The organism is cyanobacterium endosymbiont of Epithemia turgida isolate EtSB Lake Yunoko (assembly GCF_000829235.1).
Taxonomy (GTDB): Bacteria; Cyanobacteriota; Cyanobacteriia; order Cyanobacteriales; family Microcystaceae; genus Rippkaea.
The window spans coordinates 342,454-364,199 of sequence record NZ_AP012549.1; the positions used below are offsets into that span (position 1 = coordinate 342,454).

Consider the following 21,746-nt stretch of genomic DNA (forward strand, 5'->3'; position numbering starts at 1 on the left):
AAGTTTAATTAAGTAAAGACACTTAAAGAACATAGAGTTACGTCATATTTTTGTTTTACATAAATACAGAAAATTTCTGGGTAAATATCTTCAAACTTAATCATAGCCTTAGTTTATATTTATGGGTATAGTTCTTATTAGATAATGTTTAACATTAGTTATTAACAACTAAATTAATTTATGAAAAAGAATAGAAATTTTAAAAATATAAATAATTTAATTTATTAACTAAAAATCATAATTATATACGATATTTTAATTGCTCATATTTTTTCGATTAAGACGATTTAGTTCTTTAAAAATAGGCTTAAGTAAATAGAAAATTAAAACTTGATTTAGTATGATATTTTGCATTATTTTACGATTTTATGCCAATATAAATACGAGTTACTGAAAAAAGTATAAATTCATCAATTATTAGCAGAAGTAATAGTAGTTAACAATTTTTTTAAAATTGTTAAAAAATAAATGACTTTAAGAAGTAAATTGCAAAACTCGAAAATATTGGATCATCTAGTATTACGTGAAGTAGAATTTATTCCAATTTAGAGTATAAACCTAAATGAGATAATTTCATATAATGATGATTAACTATTTATAGATAGCGAAATTAGATATTGGAAGTCTACTTCGGAAAAAAATAGACGATTTTATTGAAAGTTTTTTGACATTTTTATAACATCTGTCTAATATCTATTTTTTTTTAGATAAAGGTTGAGACTAAGACTATTTTCGAGAATATCTCTGATTTATTTGTGAACACTACAAATTATTTTCTTCCATTTACCTTGATTATATTTTCTCTCTAATTGCCAATAAGATAATTATTTTAAACGTTATAGAACTTAAGTTGATAAACTTTTGAGTTACATTCATCACTTTTTCCAAAACTTTCTAATTGTTAACTCAAGTTATCCAACTGTAAGGTATAAAATTATGTCATATCATTGCGTTTATTGTTGCGTACCAGCTTTGTTATAGCAATTATTCTTTAAGCTGTTTATTGTTATCCTTAAGATTTGGTTTAGGCTGATGAAATTTAATCTAAGCAATATCAAATAGCATTATGCATTGACTATTAAACATTAACCTTCTTTTGGAAGAAGGAATTTTAGATATAGTAGCGAACAACAGCAAAAATTTGCGTTAAAATTAGTACCTGTTGCAATTATTTCTTTTCTATAGACGGTGGGTTAAATAGTGTGATTATACTACTTCTAGTTTTTTTGTTGTTTTAAACGACTTACAATAAAATGATTAGCTACCCTAACTTAGACTTTAAACTTTAGAGCTAGCACTATTTTGAGAGCTAAATCATAATTCGATAGTAGCCTGTTTGGGATACCAAACAGGCTTACAATATTCTTGAACAGAGCAATCATTATAAAATTTACTCATTTGTATCACATTTCAAGTTGAACTGCCTATTGTGTATGAAAATTATTTCAGTTGGAGTTTTTTATCAAATATAGAGAACAAGAGAAAAGAATATTGTTGTAGCTATAATTTTTTCTCTTGAATCAGTTCATCGTTAGGATAATAAACTTTGCTGATATTTTCCGAGTTAACTTTACTATTGACTGTCTAGTAGTAGTCTCCAAAGTTAAGGCATTGAAAATCAAAGAATTCACAGGCTTCTAATTTTCATAAACGTAGGGGGTTGGAGGTGTTAACTTTGTATTCTAAAAGGGGGTATCCTTAGGAATTTCTTTAACTACATAGTCAAGAATCTAGTGTACTCGGTAGGCTCTACATTCATCTGTGAGCTTATTGGCTAAATATCCCAATTTTGTAGCGAATTCCATAGCCAATAGCTAGAGTTTCTAAACTCGATAAAGAGTCCATTTAACAAGGAGCTAATCTCCTTGATTTCTCATTTTCTAGCCCGGTTTATTTATCATAATTAATTAGTTTTTAAAGACTATTTTTTTATCATTCTATTGCTTAGCATATATATAATAATTTTTTTAAAATTAATTGATGCCGTATTTAACTAAATTTTAAAAAAGCAATTACGAACATAAAATATGAGCTAATACAATATAACAATCATTTGTTATCGCAATAGTCAAAAACTTTACCTAAATGTGGAAAAGATCATCGAAGATCGCTCATCAAAAAGTGTCTCTCTCTAATCGAGAGTGATCATCTTCTATAGCTAATTATCTTGATGAAGATGTATTCATTAGTCTTTTGTTACCTTCCTCACTTAGAAGATAGATGATTCTTGGTTTTAAATAAGTCATCCCTAGAATGGTATTAAAGAAATATTCAAATCCTTATTGAAGTTAAAAAGAGAGAAATTTAGGTTAAGTTGTTGAATAATTTCTTCTACATTAATAATTTACAATTTGCGTTATTGATAAATATCCTGACATACTTCCCAGTCACATCAAAAACGATAATGGTATAGTATGCCAATGAAATGTTGGCAAACTTAAACTATGCTTAATTTTTAATAAACTTAAGAACTTCTCGCTGTAAGGAAGGATTGTTTTGAACTTTAGTGGCAATCTCATTAAACTCCCGGATAGTAAATCCTTGAGATTTGACCAATTCCCGTTGTCCGAGTAGATTTTCTTGAGCAATTTTTTTTACTTCGGGAAAAACATTCTCGAATTTTTTAAGATCTTCATCTGAAAAGTTTTCTATAGGCACTTCTGTGTCACGCTTCCTTTGAGCAATTTCTCGAAAACGTTGTCTGCTTAATCCTTCACTTTCAAGGATTTTAAGTATTTTTTGTGTGGTTTCTTGGGCTAAACTCCGTTGTTTTTTGATAGTTAAAGCAAATTTCTCTAAGTCTTTTACAGTAAGATTTTTAGAAGTCTGAACTATAGTATATCCCTGAGTTATCTGTTTAAATGCACTTCTTAATACATAGTCATCGGTTTGACTCCACGTTGGAAGTTCTCTTACTCCCAATAATAAAGGTAACACTCCGATAAACTTTCCCAAAAGCAGTTTTTGAAACATTGTATGATTTCCTTAGAAGTATAAATTTGTGACTATTTGTCAATCTCAGATAGTTCTTTTGTCCTCTATTCATTGGTAATGCAAAGAGTACTGTTAATTTTAACAACTCTTCGTTCAAAAAAGAGAAAATATGTAGGAAATTCAAAAATATTTTTATTTTTTCTTATTTTGATAAATTTGAATAAATTCTCTCTTACGTAAACTACCAATTCTGTTACAAATTAAATAAATTATTTATCATTATTTAGTTTAATATTTATTTTCTAAATTACCGTAGTGCCATACGAGATTTGTGATTTAAAGCTAATGCCATACATTTGATGAATATTTTAAATGTTAAAATTAACCAATGTTAGAATAACAGAACTTAATTAATATCTGTAAGATATCTATTATATGGAGCTATAGTTTAGCCGTTAATTAATCTTCTAGACAGAATTAATCATCAGTTTAAATATTTGTTAATGCAAAAAAAATAAGAGTGATTTTATCGAAATAATCTCAGGGTTTTCCTAATTTATATAATGAACTTTTGACTGAATATCAAAGAGTACAGATTTGTTTTTTATGACTTAACTAAAGATAATATAAGAATACTTTTTTAGTGTTAGACTGAAAAAATACTCTATTGGCGGATATCTATAAAATTTTTATAGTATTTTAAGCTCTAATAATAATCTAATGATAAGAATACAACTTTACTTTTTAGAGTTAGTATTTCAATACTTTGCTTGACAGTAATAAATATACTTTTTATAAAACTCAATAGTTTTACATAATCAATGGAGTTTGACTATTCTACTAAACTTTAGATAATAAAGTAGTATTGCTCATCTTAGACAAGCACTATAGAGAACTAAAATTAGTTAAGACTTCATAAATTGCCCAAATAGCCATTGCCCGTAGATAATGACATGCACGAACAGTTCCATCAGCTGTTATCGCTTCAGGAGTACGAAATTGTAAACCATTTTCATATACTTGTTTAACTACTACTTCAGTTAACTTCAATGCCTCATCTCTGCGTCCCATTTGTACTAAAAATGCCGCCAAACCAAAGTTAATTCCTGTCCAAACTTCCTGGGGATGAGTTGAGTTAGGATCTTCGGGAATTCCATCGGGTTTCATGCCATTTGCTGCCCCATATTTTCCTTCTTTAAACTTCAAAAAACAAGCATCATAAATCTTATTTAAGGTTGACTGGATATATTGATTTTCAACTACGTTAGGCAATTCCAATAAACGAGCATAGAATTGACCACACAATTGATCTGTCATTACCACACTAGAACCACTTTCACTATCGAGTTTATAGTATTCTCCATTCCACAAAGTTTTATGATAAATTGACCGAGATTGTTGTAACCAATAATTATAATTTTTTATATGATCACTAACTAGTTTAAGTTCTGATTCTAAATTGATTGGAGTATTTTCTAATATAATCTTGCCTATTTTAATAGCAGACTCCAGGGCTGCTATCCACAACCCACCACAATATGCACTTATTCCTTGTAATTGCCAATCATCAAAAGTTTGATCAGGTGCACCGGAATTTTCGGGTATACCATCATCATCTAAATCAAAAGTTTTTAAATAGGCTAAGGTTTCTACAATCGCAGGCCAACATTTCCTTAAAAACTCTTTATCTTTGCCTGGTGTCAATAAATAATCTCGATACACTTGGAGAACAAAATCACTGCCTAAATCTTTCCACAAATTACAATCTTGATAGCTAGTATAATTGGTTTTTTCCCAGGGATGTTCATTAGGAGCGCCTAGGTCATGAGGGGTAGCCCCTTTAGCTTTTCTAATTGCTTTTGTCTGGTTATACCCAATAATTCTAGGGGTGTCATCATAAGTTAAAATTGCTCTAGCAAATGCTTCTAAAACTGATTTTTCTATCCTTGGCCAAAGCATCATTAACCCAAAAGAACCATATAGTCGAACATCTAGACTTTCATACCAACGATAGTCTAGACATTCAAGAATACCAAATTGCCCTACAGGATAATCCTCTGAAGCAGCTGTCCATAAAGTTCCTCCATCAGTGAGTAAATATAATTCATTCAATAAAGCCATTTTAAACCAGTCAGGCAAGTCGTCTCTTTTAATAATAGGAGACTGCCATTCTTCTATCTTTGTATGCCAAACATTAAAATTTTTTAAAGCTGTTCTAACTATTGCCCAACCGTTCTTGCCATTGTGATCAAAAAAGTCAGTGTAACGACGATAATATTCTACTCCTGGAGCAAATTCTGTAACAGGAAAATCCCAGGCTAAAATAAAGGGAATTTTTTTAGTTTTTCCAGGACAAATAGTAAACCGAATGGTCATGGCTACGGCAATTTGTTCTCCAGGTTCGGCTGGGGTTTCGTCTTCGGTATTTGGTAACGATCCATTGATAGTGAAATTGTCCCAAACTTCTGAACCATCTCCCTTGGGGTTCCATCTTCCCATATAAAAAACTTCGACACTGGGATTAGTCACACTAGCAATGCAAATTTGTCCTTCCCCTTCTTGCACTTGAGTCTGGAGTTTAATATGGTTGCAGATAAACCCAACACTGAAGTTATCTCGCACCCATTGATTAAAATTTCCAGCACTCTGTTCCCACCGAGGTTGATATCTATATTCAGGGCTACCATCGTCTCTAATGGTAATTTCAGAAGATTTGATAGTATTGGTAAACCATCCCACAATATTTTGCCACGTTACCATAATACTGAGAGTAATGGGTTTATCTGTAGGATTGTGGGCAGTCCATTCAAAGATAGCTAAAGGATAGCTAGTTTCCTGATAGTTATCTGGAATAATTGGGGAAAACTGCTCACAGGTTAGCTTACTTTGGAATACACCTTGATATTCGTACCAACTGCGAGGATAAAGGGCATGATAAGTCCCTTTCTCCGTAGGATACCAATTCCAAGTTGATAAAGTTCCATCTTTAGGAGCTTGGGTACACAGAGCATAAGTTTGAGAGGGTTTTCCTTCGGACTGTTCGAAAACGCTAAACTGACAGGCTGGAATACTACCGAATGTATGTTCACCCCCATCAAAATGCCAGAGGTTGAAGTCACCACTGGGAGAACGGCCAATGCAACCAGCTCCAAACCCGCCGAGAGGCATTCCATGGTTTGGTCCATCGTCTAAGTTACTAGCTATTCGTACTGTGTAAGGCTTATCCCATCCTTTACCGATAGGACGTTTCCAAGTGCAAGTAGGAATCTTGGGAAAAGAAAGTGGTGTTTCCATAAAGTCTATTCTAACCTATTACAATTATCCGATTAATGCTATTAATCGGCTATGAATTTCAACATCTATACTCAAAGACTAACTAGAAAAAAAAATCAAAACATGCTTGTTAGTTAACAGGAAAAATGTATAACAAAGGTTATAGCTTTTTATCCGAAGCTCTAACCCTTGTTCTTTCTAGAACCGTCTCAATTAGCTATTTGTAATAAAAAATAGATTACAATATTCATTGTAACGTATAAATTATTAAATTTTTATTCATCATGCAAAGTGATTAAGCTCAACTTATTTTATATAATACTCTACAAAAATATAGTATTACTTATTGCACAATAAAAACGTAATTATTTTTATGCTTTTAGACTAAGTATGATACATAAACAGATGATATTTTATATCAAATTATTTTTATATTTTTAACGGTTTAATTTGTATTAAAATAAATTTTTTAATTATTTAAAATTCTGTAAATACTTATTATAATAATTATTCACTAAATATAACATTATATTTAGTGAATAATTAACTCAAAAACTAGTTTTTAAATAAAAAATAAATATTTTATTTACTTTTTATTTATGTATCTTTTTCCTTGAAAGATACATACTAATATTTAGTTAACTAAATAAGTTGGACAAAGATTTATATTAATAACTAAATTACTGATAGCGGCGAAAAAATGTATAAATATAATTAACTTAATAAGGTATAAAATTCTATCTATATTACCTAATTATCTATTGAAGTTTGACATATCGTCTTTTGACGAATATTAAGGATTATTTGTAAGATTAATCTTGCTAATATATCTAATTACCTTACGCTACCCATGGATTCAACAGTCGAAAAAAAAAGTTTGTTTCTATTCAACCCACAGGCTTTTGTAATCAACAAAAAACTGCCCTTGTCTCCATTGGTATTACCCCGACAGGCTATATCTCCATTGGTATTGCTCCCATGGGTATTATCGCTATTGGCATTGTTCCCATGGGAGTAATTTCGTTTGGGGCAGTGGCCATGGGAACTGTTGCTACAGGAGCCGTTTCTATGGGAATAGTGGCTTTTGGAGTCGAAACTATGTCTCTCTTGAACTTAGAGCGGTCACAATTAGGGTCTATAGAAATTAAGTTAAAACCTCACAATCACGATAGTTACAAAAACTATAATCATTCGAGTCCTTAAAGTTTAACACCTAATATACTTGAGATAAATTATTAATTTTCTGGAAACTCTACGAGCCAGGGATTAATCAAGTAGATTAAGGAAACCAAATCTGGCTCTAGACCATCTATGCTATATACTAAGAGCCAGTTTGTATTGCTATTTCTATGAATAATTTTAATCCTCCTCAGATGCCCTTAGACAGTAATTTAAATCTAAAGCATACTTCTAATCACCTGAATCAGACTGATACTACTAATCCCAAAATTTGCCAGACTACAACCACAATTGAGTTTAGTGAACCTCCTTCCTCTACATCCATAGAAATTTTAGTTACTCCTGAGAAGGACCAAGTCACTAGTCAGGATTGGTTTAACCTTTCCCAAAAACTACGAAAACAAAATAGAGAACTACTTGAAAACATCGTAACACTAGAACAATCTCTAGCTGAATGTCAACAACAGTTACAAGGAGAAGAACAAGAAGCACATCAAAATAATTTTATTATTGCCCAAAAGCCCGCCAAAATAAAAAACATAAAAGAACAATTTCAAGCTATTCAAAAACAGTTACAGCAGCAACAACAGGAGTTAAATACTAGTCAAAAAAGATTGGTAATAACTCAATCAAAATTAGCTCAGATAGAACATCAATGCACCTTGCTTAAGCAAGGTTATCGGGAAAAAGCTGATCAACTAGACCATAGTCAAAAACAGGTTGAAGAATTACAAACTAGGTTGCAACGACAACAACGATATGCCCTACAGTATAAAGCGGCTTTAGATGAATGCTTGAGTAAGTTGTCTGCTAGGAAGCAAGTTCAACCTTCGATAAACTCTCTCAGTTCAGCTAAAACTTTGACTCCTCAGATAAATTCCATTAAAATCTGGTCAGAACAACTCACAGGACAAAAAGTATCAGAGTCAGTTTTAGATAAGGTCCAACCGAGAGCTCTGCTTGAGCGAATTGCTACCTCTAACCCCCCAACAAAGTCTGAACCTTTATCGTCTTTAGGACACTTCAATCAACCTCTTCAAAATCCGTTGTTCTTAACCCCAGAAATACCTGAGTCCATGAAACAGATGAAGACTAACAAGGAGGGCATACTCAATCAAAAAAACCCGGAATTTACATCAGCTGATTTTAATCCCAAAACTGTTGCTAAGTATGATATTCACTCTCAGAAAATGGTTACTCCAACACCTCAAAAATTAGCAGTGCAGCCTCCTGTCACTTTCAGTTTTGACATTGGTTGTAACAAACCTCATGATAAAGTTAAGATTGACTTACCTTCTTTTTTGTCTAGACGACATTAATTATTAACTCCAATGTTAAGATTATCAATCTTTGGTTAGAAACTGTTTTAAAAATCAACTAATTAAGTAATTAACGCCATAATTAGACCCAATAGTTCCGATAAGTTAGTTAAAATTATAGATATACGCTCTTTTCTCGAATCAATTCCTGTGAAATTAGTACGGACAACCTTTAGCGTAAATTTTCCTTCATTATTAGCAACTATTGGCAAAGAAAATTATAGTGAATGGGATTAGCGGCATCCTAAACAATGGGGAGAGATTTCTGAAGAACACCGAGTTTGTAAAACTGAAAAATAATAGTCACTTATTAACTTACAATTTTCTATCAAATCTCAGCTTGGACATGTATAAATTTTTTATAAAGAAATTCCCCTGCGCATTATCAATAATGGTCATACCATGCAGGTTAATAGTGTAGCAGGGAATTTTATTATTGTTGATAGCCCAAAATTTGAGCTTTTATGATTTTATTTCTATTATTCTAGTGAAGATACTGTCGATGGAAAAAACTACCCGATGGAAATACATCTAGTTCATCGAAATCAACAAGGTTTCCTTGCTGTTTTAGGAGTTTATCTTAAACAAGGCTAAGAACATCAAACTCTTCAGTTGATTCTGGATAGTATTCCATCCATAAAAAGTGCAAAAAATTAATTTATAATCATAATATTACCTTAGATAAACTATTATTAACTAACTTTGACAGCTACCTATATTTTGGTTCTCTGACTACTCCTCCTTGTTCTGAAATTGTCTATTAAATAGGATAGTATTTCAAGAACGGGGGAAAGTTTCTCTCAAATAAATGCAACAATTCAAACAAATTTTTTCCTAAAATGTTCGTTCAGTTTAATCGATTAATTATCGTTTTATCCTGATTGCTATTTAAAAACCGATGAAACAAACTCTCCAAACTCTCCATACAGATTATGATTGAAACCGGTAATTTGTGGGACTAAATTATGGTTTAAGCTAAACGTCGTAAGAATGGCATCAGAAAAAAATATAGCCAAGATACAGTTATTTTTTCTTAACTTCCTCTTATTAAACGCCGAACTGACGTTTTCTATCAATGGACAATTCAGGGAGATTGTATCATGGTGGTCAGCCTCCACATTCTTTATAAGTTATAGAAAAAACTAGAAAGTATGATCCTAGATTTAGATAATAGTGTTCCAATTTTTTATTGACCGTCTCCAAGCTTTTGCTTCTTGTAATCTGCTTCGCTAGCAGTCTACAAGTAGTTTAAATTACTTAGTGAATTATCATAAAAATACGACAACTCATTAACTCATTTATGATGGAAACGAATTCCTAGAAAGACATCATATAAAAAACTCCATAAATTTTTTCCTTCCAACAGATCTAGAGATTGCTCACACTCCTTAGCGTCTAAAAGAAGTTTGGTTACATTATAGGCTGACTCATACTTGTACCAAGGAATAGATGGCCATAAGTGATGAACTAAGTGATAGTTCTGTCCAAAAATCATTAGGTTTAAAATAGAATTAGGATAAACCCTTGCATTTTTCCAGCGATCACGTTCTTTGAAAGGACGATGGGGAAGATAGTCAAAAAATAAACCCAAAGCAACTCCCACCACTAAAGCAGGAACAAACCAAAAGTGCATTAAGTAGTCGATAAATCCGAAATGAATACCCAAAAAAACTCCCGTAAATAGAAATAGTCGACTTATAAACCATTCCAATAACTCATGCTTACGCCACAAACGACGTTTAAAGAAAAAAACTTCGTGATAGAAGAAACGAGCAGCAATCATCCAGAGAGGTCCTCCAGTTGAGACAAAATAATCAGGATCATTATCAGGATCATTAACATGGGCATGATGTTGTAGATGTACGCGTGTAAACACGGGAAAGGCAAAGCCTAACATTAGCGCACTACCATGTCCCAAAATGGCATTAAAAATCCGATTATTATGAGCAGCATTATGGGAAGCGTCGTGAATAACTGTTCCTGATAAATGAAGAGCGAGAACATTAGAAAAAAAACAAACCCAATTAGACCATCCCCATAACCAATAACCGCAGGTTGAAAGACTAATCAGTGAGAGTGCACTAAAAAACATCAAGACATTAGGGTTGAACCCACCTGGTGTTCTGAGATACCCTTCGAGAACTGTTAGCGAGGTTTGGTCCGACTGCATTATGTTGCTTACTCCTTTGCTAGGGTCATATCTATCCTTAGATAGTCTGCAAGACCACCATATTTTAATAAAGATTTGTAGTGTTATGGCATGTTTATAGAATAAGGGACGAACAGTCACTGATCATAAAACATAATCTTTGAAAAAATACCGTTTTATTATGTTTAGCTCAGATTGTTTCAGTATTGATAGAAAAAATATTCTATACAGTTTAACTTTTATCTCTGGAATAGATTAAGTTTTAAGTAAGTTTCAATGGTAATTTTTTTTGTATTGACACTTAATTCAAGAAAATTAAACAATAAAAAAATTTTACAACGTTGTTTAAATAAGCAGCAACTTAATTGATTTTTAAAATTTCTCTCATATCTCGTAAGATTGTTATATTTTTTTTAAGAGACTGATAGCATAGTAGAAATAGTGGTTCAATTGTTAATTGACAATGCCTCTAAATTTCTGTTCTAGTTACTCCTCTGAGTCGATGGTGATAGAAGAAGATAGTCCTCCGAACTTTACAGACTTGAATTTATTACCTTGTCGCTTGGGAAGGTATTGCCGTTACTTATATTTGCGGTTCCGTCGGTTACGGGGAACTCCACATTCCATAGCGAGAGGATTAGCTTGTGGAGTGTTTGCCGGGTGTTTTCCTTTGTTGGGGCTTCAAACTATTATGGGGGTTTTGCTAGCAGTTATTTTTCGGGGCAATAAGTTGGCTGCAGCTATCGGAACTTGGATTAGCAATCCTCTAACTTATGTTCCTGTTTTTGCTTTTAATTATAAAGTAGGCGAGTTTTTATTATTGGGTTTTCGAAATACAGTTGTACAAACAGATGTTCGACAAAGTTGGCAATCTTGGTCAACCTTAATAGAATCGGGTTTTGATTTTATCTTTACACTATTTTTGGGATGCTTAATTGTTGGTATATTCTGTTCTTTTGTTAGTTATTTTTTGAGTTTAAAGTTATTTTCTTTGGGCAGAAATCACGTAGATTTACCAATCGGAAATGATAATCACTAAATTTAAGATGGATAATTCTAGATTAGGTCGACTCGAAATTGCATACCTCAATTGAAATAACTAAGGATCGATACACTAATATTTACATTAAAAATTATCAGTTTGATAGGAAAAAAATAAAACAAAGCTAATTCTATTTTTCTGTAAACTGTTTCTAACACAAAATAACGATCTGATAACCCCATCTAAAAATTGAGTTATAAATTGCCTACAATAAAGTAGAATTGACAGTCAGTTAGGAAATAATCTCCCAGACAAAAGCATGACAAAAACTGTTCTAGCTATAATGATACCAAATACTATAACGGTGACTCCACAAAGACTGTAAAAAGAGGCTAGCAAATTATTAACCGAAAAATATATTAGTGAACTACCTGTCATTAATGATTTTGAAAAATTCATTGAAGTCGTCTCTGAGACCGATTTAATATGGAAAAAATCGGAACTTAAAGTATCTACTTATCTAATGATTTTAGACAGTGTTATTTATTTGCAAGATTCCGCTCGCTATAAAAAAGAGATCCATAAAATATTAGAGTAAACAGTAGGAGAATTAATGACTAGTAAACCTATATCAGTTAAATCCTCTCAATCTTGACGTGAAGCTGTCCACATTATGCACAATAAAAAAATTGTCCGTTTACCAGTAGTTGATAACCAAGGAGATAAGATCATTGGTCTGTTAACTTAAGGAAAGGAGATATTATTCGTTCAATGGTTCAACATTAGCTTCATACATTAATCCAGAGCAAAATGAGTATTTTAAATTTGTACAAAAAATATTTATTCGACATCGATAACCATGTCCAACAGGCTTAACTTTTGACCTAGTGTAGGGTGACTCAATTAAACTAAAACTTGAAGAAAGAAACTTCAACTGAAAACTATTTTGTTTCCGAATATTTCCGGTAGTTTGATTGAAAACTACATTCAACGAGTTACTGAATTAAGTCAATTGAGTCAGCACATTTCCACTATAAGAGAAGTGGAAAAAATTGTGGCAGAATTTGGTATTGAACCTGATGAAATTGAAGCCGCTCAAAAACAATCCTACGACCACTATGTTTGCCCTCAAGGTCATACATATGCTTCAGGCGCATATGATGCTGTATTAGAATTTCACTTCAAGAAGTAGTAGCTTTTAACCATTCTAATTTAGAGGTGTTAATTAATCTTACTGGTTCCGATATGGAACGCTGGAAAGAAAAACATTACCATGAAGACGAAAATAATATTTGTTTTAGAATTTGTCAATGTCTTGTCATTAAACTCGATTGTGAAGAAGCGTTAAATTTATTAGAACGGGTTTCTAAAGCTTTAAAATAGCGTAAACAGACATCAATTGGTATTATTGTTGGATGAGGAGTATTAGTGCTAAAAGTTAGTAATTTTTTCTGATTAAGTGATACATTACCTAATGTGTGTGAAAACCATCAAAGCTTCAACAACTAGAAAGGGCTGTTTTCCAATATCTAAATAAGTTGCAAAAAGAACAAGCAGTCTCCAAAGCAAAAATTTTTATCCTACAAAAACGTAATGATCAGCGTTATCAAGTTAATGTCAATAGGCTCTATAGTCGTATGAATCAATTAGAATAACAGTTGGCTACTATACAACGAAAAATACTTGAGATCAAAAACCCTCAACCAAAGAAACTAAACCCTAAATCCTTTCCTGACATTACAATTCCCTAGGTATAATATTTTTTCAGCCTCCGTGCAAGAAGAAACCCTACGCCATAAATGAGTGAAACGTATCGAACTGTGGGGAAGTAACTGTATAAGTAAGTTTTTTTGACACAAATTAGATAATGAGAATACTATTAGTATGTAGTCTGAGTTTTCCTTGAAAATTATGCTCAATTTCTCTTGTAATTAGTGCATTTTTGAGGAAACTGGTTGCACCTTATACTTATAATTTACTATGTTTTTTTTAAAGTCAATCATAAGTATAAGGTGCTGGAATAACTGATGACGATCACTTAACTCTTTGATTATTAATTTTTTAACTATGAAATAGTACTAATATTCTTATATTGTGTTACGATTACTATAGAATCATAAAAGCAATTTAAAATTTATGAATCCTTTGAATATCATCTTTGTGCTTGTTGTCTAAAAAAACACGAAGATTTAGATGTCTCGCTCTGCTAATTCTAGCCATCTCCCAGTGGCTGTCTCAATGGATTCAATCAATTGAGCTAATTCTTTTGTTAACTCTTGTATTTTAGTAAAATCACTAGGAGTACTACTATATAGTATTTGTTCAAGGGTTTCTTTTTTAGCTTCTAATTCTGGAATTTGTTCTTCAAGTTTTTTATATTCGTGTTTCTCATTAAAAGACAGCTTACGAGATTGACTAAACTTTGATTCTTTTAAAAGAACTATTTTTTTCTTAGTTTTAGTTTCTTGTTTTTTATTTTCTTCTTTACCTTGTTCTTCCTGAGCTTTTTTATAATCTATGTAAACAGAATAATTCCCTGGATACTGACGAATATTTCCACCAAGTTCTAAAGAAAAAATAGTCCTGACAGTACGATCAAGAAAATAGCGATCATGAGACACTACAATCAAACAACCATTAAATTCCTCTAAATATTCTTCTAAAACTGCCAACGTTTGTACATCAAGATCATTTGTAGGTTCGTCTAAAATCAAAACATTAGGCGAACTCATCAAAACTCGTAGCAAAAATAATCGCCGTTTCTCTCCCCCAGACAGTTTATGGATGGGTGCATATTGTTGATCCGGTGGAAATAAAAATCGTTCCAACATTTGAGAAACAGTAATCACATTCCCATCAGCAGTTTCAACCAGCTCAGCTATACCTCTGAGATAATCAATCACCCGTTGATTTTCATTAACAATTAAATCTGCAGAGTGTTGATCTAAATAACCAATATGAACGGTTGATCCAATATCTACTGTCCCTGAATCAGGGGTAACTTGACCCATAATAATATTCATCAGAGTAGACTTTCCCGCCCCATTGGATCCAATAATACCTACCCGATCTTCTGGACCAAAAATATAAGTAAAATTTTTAATTAAAGTGCGCTCACCGTAAGACTTACTAACCTCTTTTAGTTCAACAACTTTTTTGCCAATTCGACGACTAATTGTGGAAATATCTACTTTATTTTGAGCTTGTTTATGTTCTTTCTCCTGCATCTCTCTAATACGGTCAATTCTAGCTTTCTGTTTAGTACTTCTAGCTTTTGGTCCTCGCTTAAGCCATTCCAATTCCCTTTGTAAAATTCCTGCTTGTTTGCGTTGACTACTTAATTCGGATACTTGGGCCTCAACTTTTTTTTGCAGATAATAGCTATAATTACCAGAGTAACCATAAAGATATCCCTGATCAATTTCTAAGATACGATTGGTTACCTTATCGAGAAAATAACGATCATGGGTAATAAGCAATAAAGCTCCTTGATAGTGAGCCAAATAACTCTGCAACCATTCTACCGACAGAGCATCAAGATGATTTGTTGGTTCATCCATCAGTAAAACATCAGGGTTAGACAACAAGGCTGATGCTAGAGTAATACGCTTACGACAACCCCCTGATAAATTAGCAATTTTATCCCCAAAATCTTCAATTCCTAGTTGACTTAAAATGATTTTAGCATTGGTTTCCATCTCCCAAGCCTTCAGTGCATCAATGCGTTGGCTGACACTTGATAACTGAGACATTAAGATTTCTATTTTTTCTGGTTGATGTGCTAATTGATATGAGAGTTGCTCATATTCCTGAACTAACTCCATTTGTTCTCCACAGTCAGTAAAGACCTGCTCTAAGACTGTGAGATTTTCATCTAGGTTAGGTTGTTGGGGCAAATAGATAATTTTGGCTCCAGCATTAATCCAAATATCTCCCCCATCAGCTGATTCTAGCTGAGCAATGATTTTAAGCAAAGTGGACTTACCAGAACCATTTGTTCCAATTAACCCAACTTTGTCTCCTTCATTAAGGCTAAAGCTGATATCCTTAAGGATTTCTTTGATGCCAAAGTTTTTTCTAAGTGCTTTCAGGGTAAAAATGGTCATAAAAATAATGTTTTGGAAGAAGCAAAATATCCCCACTTATATGATTATTCTTCATCCCACGCCTCCACGTTCAGGACCTCACTGACAGGGTCTTTCATGGTAAATTCAAACTCTAAAAGTTCCCCTTTCCAATAACCCCACTGATCGCCATAAAGGAGGGCGAGTTTCCATAAACTATCGTTTGGTTTAAGCACTTTGGACTCTACGAGTGAAGCGACTTTACGCTGAAACTTCACCATGGGATGGGCCACTTGCTGCGTCATAGACTCAATTAACTTGCATTTACTAAATTTTACAAATACTCGCTGGGTTATGCTTCTTGTGTGTGGTTATAAATTAGCGTTGCTGTATAGACTTATATAATCAGACAGATTAATAGAGAAGCAGTCCCCGCGTTCTTAGTTTTAGCTTATCTGTTTAATTTTTGCAAGGGCTTTCGGGCTAATGTACGGTAATTACTACCAACATCAAGACTTATTAAGTTAAAGCTGACTTAACTCTAGAGTTTTATGCAACTAACATCGAGCCAATACCCTTATCAGTGAATATTTCTAATAATAGGGCGTGAGGGAATCGCCCGTCAATAATATGAGCAGCCCTTACTCCTTGAGCAAGTGACCGAACACAACAATTGACTTTAGGAATCATTCCACCTGCTACAACACCTTGACTAATTAATTCTCTAGCTTGTTGAATATCCAATTTAGTCAACAAGGTCGAGGAATCATTACAATCTTGGAGAATTCCTCGAGTATTGGTGAGTAAAATTAATTTTTCTGCTCCTAAAGATGCGGCTATCTCACCAGCGACTGTATCGGCATTGATATTATGTACTTGTCCTTTTTGATCAGCAGCTACACTCGAAATCACTGGAATATAACCACTATTGATCAAAGCATTAACAATTCTCGTATCAACTTGATTGACTTCACCAACAAACCCAACACCTTCTGTGCCAACGTGGCGAGCCTTAATTAAGTTACCATCTTTGCCACACAGTCCCACCGCTTGACCACCAGCCTGGTTAATTAGGGCAACTAATTCTTTATTGACTCGGCCAACTAACACCATTTCTACCACATCCATGGTAGCGGCATCTGTCACGCGCAACCCGTCTTTAAATTGAGGTTCAATGCCTAGTTTTTCTAGCCAAGTATTGATTTCAGGACCGCCACCATGAACAACAATAGGATGAACACCAACACAAGCTAAAAAGACAATATCACGGATAATTTTATCTTTAAGGTAACTGTCTTTCATGGCAGCACCACCATATTTGACAACGACAGTTCGTCCAGTAAATTGTTGAATGTAGGGAAGAGCTTCACTAAGAACTCGAACGCGGGTAGATTCTACTTCTCCAATATACTCATTTTCGATACGCATAATCGATTACTCATTTGTTAACGTAGCCAGATTAATAGTTTAGAGGAAAAAGTAGCTAAAACCAAGTGTTTTTACAGTAAATCATAAACTTTTTCACTTAATATTAAGGTTAATATTTAATCTTGAAGATTTCAGAGAATAACTTTACTTAGTCATTCTGTAAAAAATTAAATTTTTATCGGGAACATTATTATCTATTTTGTTCGTCTCCATTTATATTATTAAAAAACAAAAACATTGAGGATATAGAGTTTAATTTTAAATCTAAAATGACACAGATTTAGACTTCAAAAGTTTTACTACGATATTACTACTACAAAAATACGAGATAGAACGCAAATTGTCACAAAAATCTATAGTCTTAAACTAAGATTTTTGACATCAGCCTTTATAATAAGAACATCTTAGTCTATTGTCTGATGATACGTTCAACTGGTATCCTAAGACGTTCTCTTTTAGACAATTTAAGGACAAGAACGTAAAAACAAGTGTCTTTTCGACTGATTTTAGGTGGTGTGAGATGTTAGAACGTTTGCTATTAGCTAGCACAGTAACGTGTTTGTTATACTTTTCCGCTCAAGTAGGTCGATCTTCGCTAAATCCAACACAGACTAATCAGCCCTTTGGGTATATAAAGTTTGAGAGCTCTTCCCTGCCGACCTCTCGAAGAGTGTGGTCCGCTTTTGCAGCCTCCAAGCCAGATTCTGTCTTTGGTTAAGCTATTAGCTTAGATCATTGTTTAATTCATTATAAGAGCTGGTGGGGGGAGAACTTCACTAGTCGAGTCTAAGTGTAGTTGATCTTTGAGAAACATCTCCTCTCACCAAAATGTTAGTGTTGACTACCAAGATTTCTTTAAAGAAGTAAAATCAGGAATACAATTATTTTGTATATAGTCAATGTATCTCTCTTTTTCTTGACGACATTTATCTTCGTCCCAACTACAATGTCGACTCAGAGTCTCTATAAGACTTGGCAGTAAATCGATTCCATAATCAGAGTGTATAGCAAGAGTAGTACGACGACGCATAATATCTACTAAAGTGTAAGCTAGTTCATGACGAACTGCATAAACAATTTGGGCTTTGATATCGGGAAGTTCAGGAACAATAACTGCTGCCAAATCCGGTTCTGAGTCTGTTAACGCTAAAATATCTAGTGTTTTTGCTCCATACATGGATAACAAATGATCGATGGTCTGGTTCGAAACGCGATCATGATATTCCGTTAAAACTTTTTGTACACGGAAATCACTCGGTAGAATCGAGCCTGGAAGAGGTTTATCTTCTGTCGGACAAGGGGGGACAGGTTTTCCTTGTCGCTTAAAGACCATATCGACTACTTCTTCGCCCACTTGGCGATAAGTGGTTAATTTTCCTCCAATTAAAGAAATTAGGTTAGTTACTCCTTCTTTAGTGTGATCAAAGAAGATGTGTTTGCGGGTAATACTCCCTGTGTTTTTACCTTCAACATTAGGAAGAGGACGTACTCCTGAATAAGTAAACTGTATGTCTTTACGCGAAAGTCGAGCGTTGGGAATAATATTATTAGTTTCCCTCAATAAATAGTCAATTTCATCATTGTCGGCTTTGAGTTGCTCTAGACTCCCTTTAAATGGTTGGTCAGTAGTTCCAATTAAATACATCCCGTCCCAAGGTACAATAAAGAAGGGACGACCATCAGATTTAGCCTCTACATAAAGACTGGTATTGAGTGCCCCAACAAAGGGTTTAACTACAATATGACTACCTTTTGTTCCACCAATTTTCTTTGTTTTACCAATGGGGGCCTCTCTGCTATCTTTCATCCCCAACCGACAGATATGATCAACCCAAGGGCCTACCATGTTAATCACTATCGATTTGTCATGTCCATTAACGATAAATTCCTGGTCTGTCCAATAGTCTTTACAGGTCAGAGATGTAATTCTATTGCCCTGACGGTGTAAGTGAATCACTTCAACGTAACTAAAAACCGTCGCTCCGGCCGCTTTTGCCGAGAGAATATTTTCTAAACACAATCTTTCTGCATAAGTTACTTGAGCGTCATAATATTGAGCTCCTCCAGCTAACCCATCTGGATCGATAGAGGGAAAAAGTTGTTTAAATTGGGCAGAAGGTAACATTCGATGAGAAGGAACTGTTTTATCCGCACTTAAAATATCATAAAGTATCATTCCCGCCCAAATTTTCCAATAAGGACGAGAGCGATCACGGTAAATGGGAATGGTTAACAATAAAGGTTTAACTAGATGAGGGGCAGTACGAAGGAGAATTTCTCGTTCTCTTAGGGATTCTCGCACTAGGGAGAATTCCAAGTATTCTAGGTAGCGCAACCCTCCGTGAATCAAACGGGTTGACCAGCTAGAGGCTCCACAAGCAAAATCCCCTTTCTCTATGAGAATTGTTTTTAATCCTCGTAAAGCAGCATCTCGAGCTACACCGGCACCATTGACACCGCCACCGATGATAATCAGGTCGTAAGTTGTTTGTTGAATTTCATTAAAATCTCGCATGATCATCATCACTTTATTTTTAAATTCTTCAATAACAATTCCTAGTTTTATTAGCTACTAACAACTCTTTTTTTATGTCCTTTGAGAAAGAGAAGAGAACTAAAAATAGATAAAAGACTTTCTAGATTAAACCAGGTTGCTTTTTGTCGGTTACCCTTAACTCAATAGGGGCTATCGGTCTAAGACAGTTTCGTGTTTTATTTCCTTAAATAACTTAAAGAGACGATTTGCCCAATAGCTGACATCATAGGTTGTCACAGTTTTATACATTTCAGTCATACGTTTCTTTTGGTCTTCAAGGGGCATAGCTAAAGCTTCTTCTATTGCTTGGTCCATACGATCAATTGAATATGGGTTGGTTAAAATCGCTTGAGGAAGTTCAATAGCAGCTCCAACAAACTCGGAGAGAATTAAAACCCCATCTTTACCTTCATGAGCGACAATATATTCCTTAGCCACTAAGTTTAAGCCATCTCGTAAAGGAGTAGTCCAGCAAATATCGGCGACGCGATAGTAACAGAATAGATCTTCTAAAGGCAGAGGTTGAGTAAACAGTTGAATGGGAGTCCAATCAAACTTAGCATATTGTCCATTAATTTTTCCCACTAGCTGTTCAATCTGCTTTTGAGCCGTTTCATACACTCGCATTCCGGTAGCAGGTTGTACACAGGTCATAACGAGGTTAATTTTACCATGTAAGTCAGGACGGCGTTCTAATAAACGACCAAAGGCTTCTAATGTCTCACTATTTCCTTTAACGTAGTCTACCCGACCAGCAGCAACTAATAGTTTGCGTCCTTGGAGTTCTTCTCTAATTTGCTCAAGTCTAATTTTAATTTCTGGTTTATTAAGGACTTCAAGAATATTTTTAGGGTTGGTCCCTACTGGAAAAGCATCAATATTAATAATTTGTTCTTTATGGGAAAGCTTTGTAGTTCGTTCAGGTTCAGCTAGAGCAATTCCTACCGAAGTCATGTGTCCAGCAACTTTTTCTCTCTGGACAATTTTTACTTCTCGCAAACTGCGAGCCACATTCACAAAGTTCTCTGAATACCGAGGAATATGAAACCCAACCACATCACAGCATAGCAAACTATCCAAAATAGCTTCGCGCCAAGGCAGAATGTTAAATATATCTGCCGGTGGAAAAGGTGTATGGTGGAAAAATGCAATGCGGACATTCGGCATTTTCTGACGAATATAATAGGGAACTAACCAAAGATTGTAGTCATGAACCCAAACTAAGGCATCATCGGCCGCTTCTTTACAGGCAGCATCTGCAAAGAGACGATTAATTTCTGTAAAATTATCCCAATCTGATGACTCACTTGTAAAATGCGAAGGGAAGGAATGGAGAATTGGCCAAAAGGCTTCTTTTGAGGTAATGTGGTAGAAATGCTTAACTTGATTAGCGTCTAGGGGGATACGATGGACAGTGTAACTTGCATCCTCTTTTACAGTAACCTGTTCGGTGAACGTAGCTTTTTGTTCATTACTAACCTGCTTCCATGCAATCCAAGTTCCTTGACCGACATCAGTAAAAAAACTTTTTAGAGTTGGGACAATTCCATTAGGACTTTTCTTTGGTCGGTAGTGAATTTTTCCATTTTCTACTACTTCATCGTAGGGTTCCCGGTGGTACAGAATAACAAGAGATGATTTCATACTTTTCTTTGCTGGCTAGTGTTTGTCGCGAGTTGTTGACTATCTAAACTCCCAACAAATACTCTATGAACTTTTGAGCGAGTATTTTGGCAGCTTATTAGTTAATTGTTCACATATTCGCATACATTTAGGCTAAAACTCATTGCTTGGTTCTACTCTCGTCACTATGAATTCCTGACGAAGGAAGAGTGTGGCTTTGATTAACTCAATCCATTTGTCTAGTCTAGGATTTTTCTTG

At 34.0% G+C, this 21,746-nt stretch carries 15 protein-coding genes and 1 pseudogene; 7 read left to right on the forward strand and 9 right to left on the reverse strand.

The window, feature by feature from the left end; all coding sequences use genetic code 11:
- Nucleotides 1-1,503: 1,503 nt before the first annotated feature.
- From ETSB_RS10775 to ETSB_RS00995, 3 genes and pseudogenes are all read right to left on the reverse strand, one after another.
- Nucleotides 1,504-1,887 (reverse strand): annotated as a pseudogene (locus ETSB_RS10775) (glycogen/starch/alpha-glucan phosphorylase); the annotation flags it as partial.
- 561 nt (nucleotides 1,888-2,448) lie between these two features.
- Nucleotides 2,449-2,973 (reverse strand): DUF4168 domain-containing protein, encoded by a 525-nt coding sequence (locus ETSB_RS00990; protein ID WP_044105776.1) that lies wholly within the window; start codon nucleotides 2,971-2,973, stop codon nucleotides 2,449-2,451.
- 846 nt (nucleotides 2,974-3,819) lie between these two features.
- Nucleotides 3,820-6,228 carry a GH116 family glycosyl hydrolase gene (locus ETSB_RS00995; protein WP_044105777.1) on the reverse strand — a complete coding sequence of 803 codons (2,409 nt, stop codon included), beginning with the start codon at nucleotides 6,226-6,228 and terminating at the stop codon, nucleotides 3,820-3,822.
- An 864-nt stretch (nucleotides 6,229-7,092) separates the two neighbouring features.
- Between ETSB_RS00995 and ETSB_RS01000 the strand changes: the two genes are divergently transcribed.
- The 3 genes from ETSB_RS01000 (at nucleotide 7,093) to ETSB_RS10780 (ending at nucleotide 9,469) form a co-directional block, all read left to right on the forward strand.
- On the forward strand, nucleotides 7,093-7,410 hold the full coding sequence (locus ETSB_RS01000) for a hypothetical protein (RefSeq protein WP_044105779.1): 318 nt from the start codon (nucleotides 7,093-7,095) through the stop codon (nucleotides 7,408-7,410).
- A 146-nt stretch (nucleotides 7,411-7,556) separates the two neighbouring features.
- Nucleotides 7,557-8,705 (forward strand): AAA family ATPase, encoded by a 1,149-nt coding sequence (locus tag ETSB_RS01005; RefSeq protein WP_044105781.1) that lies wholly within the window; start codon nucleotides 7,557-7,559, stop codon nucleotides 8,703-8,705.
- Nucleotides 8,706-9,337: 632 nt separating this feature from the next.
- Nucleotides 9,338-9,469, forward strand: coding sequence for a carbonic anhydrase family protein (locus tag ETSB_RS10780; RefSeq protein ID WP_145972265.1), 132 nt, complete (start codon nucleotides 9,338-9,340; stop codon nucleotides 9,467-9,469).
- A 530-nt stretch (nucleotides 9,470-9,999) separates the two neighbouring features.
- Here ETSB_RS10780 and crtR read toward each other — a convergent pair.
- Complete coding sequence (gene crtR, locus ETSB_RS01010; protein WP_044105783.1) at nucleotides 10,000-10,875, reverse strand: beta-carotene hydroxylase; 876 nt, start codon at nucleotides 10,873-10,875, stop codon at nucleotides 10,000-10,002.
- A gap of 442 nt (nucleotides 10,876-11,317) precedes the next feature.
- On the opposite strand from crtR, the gene ETSB_RS01015 reads away from it, so the two are divergent.
- The 4 genes from ETSB_RS01015 to ETSB_RS09800 all read left to right on the forward strand — a co-directional run bounded on the left by ETSB_RS01015 (nucleotide 11,318) and on the right by ETSB_RS09800 (nucleotide 13,219).
- On the forward strand, nucleotides 11,318-11,893 hold the full coding sequence (locus ETSB_RS01015; protein ID WP_052470601.1) for a DUF2062 domain-containing protein: 576 nt from the start codon (nucleotides 11,318-11,320) through the stop codon (nucleotides 11,891-11,893).
- 616 nt (nucleotides 11,894-12,509) lie between these two features.
- Nucleotides 12,510-12,584: a hypothetical protein gene (locus ETSB_RS10565; RefSeq protein ID WP_408643857.1), complete on the forward strand. Its 75-nt coding sequence runs from the start codon at nucleotides 12,510-12,512 to the stop codon at nucleotides 12,582-12,584.
- Nucleotides 12,585-12,782: 198 nt separating this feature from the next.
- Entirely contained in the window at nucleotides 12,783-13,028 is a 246-nt protein-coding gene (locus ETSB_RS09070; protein WP_052470602.1) for a hypothetical protein, read from the forward strand.
- Between the two features lie 26 nt (nucleotides 13,029-13,054).
- Nucleotides 13,055-13,219, forward strand: a complete 165-nt coding sequence (locus ETSB_RS09800; RefSeq protein ID WP_171816369.1) for a hypothetical protein — start codon at nucleotides 13,055-13,057, stop codon at nucleotides 13,217-13,219.
- Nucleotides 13,220-14,025: 806 nt separating this feature from the next.
- On the opposite strand, the gene ETSB_RS01025 is transcribed toward ETSB_RS09800, so the two are convergent.
- From ETSB_RS01025 to ggpS, 5 genes are all read right to left on the reverse strand, one after another.
- Nucleotides 14,026-15,942 carry an ABC-F family ATP-binding cassette domain-containing protein gene (locus ETSB_RS01025; RefSeq protein WP_044105785.1) on the reverse strand — a complete coding sequence of 639 codons (1,917 nt, stop codon included), beginning with the start codon at nucleotides 15,940-15,942 and terminating at the stop codon, nucleotides 14,026-14,028.
- 44 nt (nucleotides 15,943-15,986) lie between these two features.
- Entirely contained in the window at nucleotides 15,987-16,205 is a 219-nt protein-coding gene (locus tag ETSB_RS01030; protein ID WP_044105787.1) for a DUF4327 family protein, read from the reverse strand.
- A 244-nt stretch (nucleotides 16,206-16,449) separates the two neighbouring features.
- Nucleotides 16,450-17,328, reverse strand: a complete 879-nt coding sequence (gene argB / locus ETSB_RS01035; RefSeq protein WP_044105789.1) for an acetylglutamate kinase — start codon at nucleotides 17,326-17,328, stop codon at nucleotides 16,450-16,452.
- 841 nt (nucleotides 17,329-18,169) lie between these two features.
- Nucleotides 18,170-19,843, reverse strand: a complete 1,674-nt coding sequence (glpD, locus tag ETSB_RS01040; protein WP_044105791.1) for a glycerol-3-phosphate dehydrogenase — start codon at nucleotides 19,841-19,843, stop codon at nucleotides 18,170-18,172.
- Nucleotides 19,844-20,014: 171 nt separating this feature from the next.
- A complete protein-coding gene (ggpS, locus tag ETSB_RS01045; protein WP_044105793.1) occupies nucleotides 20,015-21,508 on the reverse strand; it encodes a glucosylglycerol-phosphate synthase in 1,494 nt (497 codons plus the stop codon).
- Nucleotides 21,509-21,746 lie beyond the last annotated feature (238 nt).